The sequence below is a fragment of the Streptomyces sp. NPDC054863 genome (assembly GCF_053610825.1).
Genome location: NZ_JBSGZD010000430.1, coordinates 1 through 4826, shown reverse-complemented (window position 1 = coordinate 4826; position 4826 = coordinate 1). Strand labels below are relative to the sequence as shown.

The window sequence follows — 4826 nt, the reverse complement described above, 5'->3', positions numbered from 1 at the left end:
CGCCAGGAAGGCAGTGCAGTGACCGAGGAGAAGAGGAGCGGCGTGACGGACGACGCCCCGAGCCGTCCGCAGGCCGGGCCCGACACCGGCGTGACCAGATTCGGCCTGTGCTCGGTCACCTTCCGTCGGCTGCCCGCCGCCGAGGTCGCGCGGTGCGCCGCGGACGCGGGTCTGGAGGTGGTCGAGTGGGGAGCGGACGTGCACGCGCCGCCGGGGGAACCCGGCACCGTCCGCGCGGTCCGTGAGGTTTCCGACCGGTACGGGCTCGCCTGTTGTTCGTACGGCTCGTACTTCCGCGCCTCCCCGGGCGAACTGGCCGCATTCCCGGCCGTCGCCCGGGCCGCGGTGCTCCTCGGGGCGCCCCGGATACGGGTCTGGGCGGGCGGAACGGGATCGGAAGCCACTCCGCCGGAGGAGCGGCACACGACCGTGGCCTGTCTGCGGGAGGCGGCCCGGATCGCTGCGGACCACGGGCTGGAGCTCGCACCGGAGTTCCATCCGGGAACGCTCACCGACACCGTCGCCTCGACCGTCCAACTGCTGGACGAGGTGGGCGCGGACAACGTCCGCACCTACTGGCAGCCGCCGCTCGACGTCCCCGACGAGGAAGCGCTGGCGGGGCTCGCCGAGCTCGGCGACCGGGTCACCGCCGTGCACGCCTTCTCGTGGTGGCCGGGCAACAACCGGCTGCCGCTGGCCGAACGTGAGGGCCTGTGGGCCGCCGCACTCCGCCTGCTGAACGGCCGACGCGTCGAGGTGCTGCTGGAGTTCGTGCCCGGCGACGATCCCACCGCGCTGGGGCGCGAGGCCGCGACACTGCGGCGCGCCGCAGCGCAACGACCGATTCATCAGCCGTAGTCGACACGGCAGGGGAGAGGGCGACGATCGTCCCGTCTCCCACGCCCCCCCACACACGACGCCAGGACGGCAGACATGCACAGCGACATGCACATCAAGGAAGACGACACGCTCCTGTTCATCGGTGACTCCATCACCGACGCGGGCCGCGACCGGGCAGATTCCACCTCGCTCGGCAACGGATACGTCCACGAGATCGCGCAGACCCTGCGCGACCGGGCGAACACCGGGTCCGGACCCGCCCCGGGACCCTCCCCCCGGGTCATCAACAAGGGACTCAACGGCAATCGTGTGTACGACCTCGAATCCCGTTGGACCACCGACGTCACCGACCTCCGGCCCACCGTGGTCACGGTCAAGATCGGAATCAACGACACCTGGCGGCACTACGACAGCCAACTCCCCAGCCCGGTCGACGAGTTCGAAGCATGCCTCGACCGCCTTCTGGCGGGCGCCGCGCAGACCCTCGCCGCACGGCTGGTCGTCATCACCCCCTTTCTGCTGCCCGTCACCCCGGAGCAGGAAGGCTGGTTCGACGACCTGTCGCCCCGTACCGACGCCGTCCTGCGGGCAGCTCGGGGCAACGGAGCCCAGGTGGTCCGTGCGGACCTCGTCCTGCTCCGCGCGGCACAGGAACGTCAGGCGGCGGAACTGGCCCCGGACGGCGTCCACCCGAGCCCACTCGGCCACCGGCTGATCGCCGACGCCTGGCTCGCCGTGGTCGATGCCCGCACCGCGGAGCCGCGGCGGTAGCGCCCGTACGAAGGGACGCCCGGTCCGCGCGCACAGCGGCGAGTACCGTCGGCCCTGCGAGCTCGACCCGACGGTTCACCCCTCAGCCGTCACCGACCTCACGCCGCGTGCTGTGCGATCCGCGCCGACCAGCGTGAACGCCGCCTGAGGGTTTGTCGGTCATCGCAAGATCATCCCGAAGTCGACCGGGCGTACCTCTGTGTTCATTTGGGGCGGTTGTACTGCCTCTGAGTCAAGTTCACCAAGAACACAAGTAATAAGCACCAGAAAGTCCAAACATGACGAACCCGTTCGAGGACCAAGAAGCTACTTACCTGGTGCTGGTCAACCCGGAGAAGCAGCACTCGCTCTGGCCGACCTTCGTCGACGTCCCCGAGGGCTGGGAGATCGCGTTCGGCGAGGCTTCGCGACAGGACTGCCTGGACTACGTCGAGCGCTCCTGGACCGACATGCGGCCCCAGAGCCTGGTCGATGCCATGGGCGGCGAATGAGCACAGCGGTTTTGGTGGTCCGTCACCTCCCGGCGGACCACACTCGGGGCCGATCAGCCCCGGGCAGGGAGCGTCGCACGCGCTTCGTACCTTCGCCGAACAGCTTCCCCGCCACCCGGACGTGAGCCCTGAGGCGGATCCCCGATCCGCCGCCGGGGGCCGGTCGCGGGCCGATGCGGGCCCCCGTCGACCTGTCGGGCACCGAGCTGTTCACCCAGGCCGTATTCGAGGCAGCGGAGCATCGTTTCGTCCGATGTCGGCGAACTCGCCGGATCATCGGAGCCGGTGACGAGGCCTCACCGGCGGCCACCCGGGCGGTCCGGCAGCACACCGCGCTCACCGCCAGGCTTCCGAGAGCCGAAGAGGGTGGGTCAACGGTTTCTCCGGCAGACGGATGCCGAGTCTGCGCGGCACAGTCTTTTGCCGATTTCTCGCTGGATACCAAGCACACGGGACATTCAACATGTCGAACCATGCCCCCCAAGCCCTGACCGCAGCTCAAGAAGGCATCTGGTACGCCCAGGCACTGGATCCGGAGAGCCCGGCCCAGAACATGGTGGACTACCTGGACATCGTCGGCAGTCTGCAACTCGCCCTGCTGGAGAAGGCGTTCGGCCAGGCGCTGGCCGAGACAGAGCTGTTGCGTGTGCGGTTCGGGCAGAGCGGCGACGGGCCGTGGCAGGTGGTCGACCCCCTGCTCGACTACCGGCTGTCCGTGGTCGACCTACGGCAGGAGCCTGAGCCGGCGGTGGCCGCGGAGGCGTGGATGCGTGCCGAGGCGGCCCGCCCCGCCGATCTCGAAGACGGCCGGATCTGGACCCTCGCCGCGCTCCTGGTGGGCGAGGACCGGACCGTGGTGTATCTGGGGGCCCACCACATCGCGATGGACGGCATCGGCTACTCGGTGTGGCTGAACCGGGTGGCGGAGATCTACACCGCCCTGGAGGACGGGAAGGACTGCCCGTTCACGCTGTTCGCGACCCTTGAGGAGATCGTGGCCGACGATGAGTCGTACCGCGGGAGCGAGCAGTTCGTACAGGACCGGGCGTACTGGGCGGAGCAGATGGGGGACGCGCCCGAGGCCGTAACCCTGGCCTCAGGGACGGCGTTTGCGTCTCGTCGTTCTCACCGCAGGACCGACGTGGTCCCGGCCGAGGTCGCGCAGTCGCTCCGACAGTTGGCCCGCGCGTCGGGCGTCGCCCTGCCCGCCCTGCTGATCGGGGCCACCGGGCTGTACGTGCATCGGGTGGCGCAGGCGCAGGAGGTCGTGCTGGGACTGACCGTCACGGCACGCAAGGGGTCGCGTGTGCGGGGGTCGTTGGCGAGTATGGCCCAAGCGCTTCCGCTGCGTCTGCCCATCGCACCGGGCATGAGCGTGCGTGACCTGGCTCGGGGGGCGTCCGCACGGAGCCGGGGGGTGCTGCAGCACCAGCGTTACCGGTACGAGCACCTGCATCGCGACCTGAAAATCGCCCGTGCGGGCAGTCGCCTGTTCGGCCCCGTCGTCAACTTCCTTCCCGACGATCGGACCCTGCCCCGGTTCGGGCGATGCGAGACCACCGCGCGCACCTACCTGGCGAACGGTGCGGTGGACGACCTGACGATCCTCGTCTACGAGCGGGACGCAGGCCTGCGGGTGGACTTCCTGGCCAACCCCGCGCTCTACACGGAAGAGGAGAACGCCGCCCACCAGGCGCGTTTCCTTCATCTGCTCGCGGCCCTGGCCCGCCTGGAGCCCGAATCGCCGATCGCCCGACTGGGTCTGGCCACCCCGGTCGAACACCACCGCACTCTGGTGGAGTGGAACGCCACTGCCCGGGACGTTCCCCTTCGCACGCTTCCCGAGCTGTTCGAGGCGCAGGTCACACGCATGCCGGACGCGACCGCGGTGGTGTTCGGGGACACCCGGTTGACCTATGCGGAGCTGAACGCCCGGGCGAACCGTCTGGCGCGGCTGCTGGTCACCAGGGGCGTGGGCCCGGAGGACCGGGTGGCGGTGCTGATGGATCGCTCCGTCGACTTGGTGGTCACCCTGCTGGCGGTGGTGAAGGCGGGGGCGGCGTACGTGCCGATCGATCCCGGTCATCCGGCCGATCGGATCGCGTATGTGAGGGCCGATGCCCGTCCCGTGCTGGTGGTGACTGCCTCTGCGGTGGCATCGGTGCTCCCCGGGGACGTGGCGCGGCTGGTGGTGGATGCCCCGGAGACTGTCGAGGAGTGCTCGCGTGGTGAGGGTGGGGACCTGACCGATGGTGACCGTGGTGCGGCGCTGCTGCCCGCTCATCCTGCGTATGTGATGTACACGTCGGGTTCCACGGGTCGGCCGAAGGGGGTGGTGGTTTCTCATCAGGCGCTGGGCAACTTTGTGGCTGCCTTGCGTGAGCACCTGACGCTGGGCACCGACGATGCTCTCGTTGCGGTGACGACGGTGGCTTTCGACATCCATGCGCTGGAGTTGTATGTGCCGTTGGTGTCGGGCGCTTGCGTGGTGCTGGCCGACGGGGACACGATGCGGGATCCGCGGGCGTTGGCGGGGCTGATCGACGGGTCGGGGGCCACGGTGTTGCAAGCGACGCCGGCGGTGTGGCAGGCGTTGGTCGTGGAGGCTCCGGACGTGGTGAGCGGGCTTCGGGCGTTGGTCGGCGGTGAGGCGTTGCCCCCGTCGCTGGCCCAGCAGTTGACGGCGGCAGCGGTGTCGGTGACCAATCTGTACGGTCCGACGGA

4 protein-coding genes are annotated in these 4826 nt (G+C 69.7%); all 4 read left to right on the top strand.

Translation table 11 applies throughout. The annotated features are described in order from the left end of the window. A partial coding sequence (locus ACWGIG_RS37005; protein ID WP_453326108.1) for a sugar phosphate isomerase/epimerase family protein occupies positions 1-858 on the top strand: 858 nt, incomplete at its 5' end. A gap of 75 nt (positions 859-933) precedes the next feature. Beyond that, the gene (locus ACWGIG_RS37000; protein ID WP_453326107.1) at positions 934-1611 is read left to right on the top strand and encodes an SGNH/GDSL hydrolase family protein; all 678 of its coding nucleotides are present in this window, start codon (positions 934-936) and stop codon (positions 1609-1611) included. Positions 1612-1889: 278 nt separating this feature from the next. Beyond that, entirely contained in the window at positions 1890-2102 is a 213-nt protein-coding gene (locus tag ACWGIG_RS36995; protein ID WP_453326106.1) for an MbtH family protein, read from the top strand. Positions 2103-2565: 463 nt separating this feature from the next. After that, positions 2566-4826 (top strand): AMP-binding protein (locus tag ACWGIG_RS36990; protein WP_453326105.1); only part of this gene is annotated, 2261 nt, incomplete at its 3' end.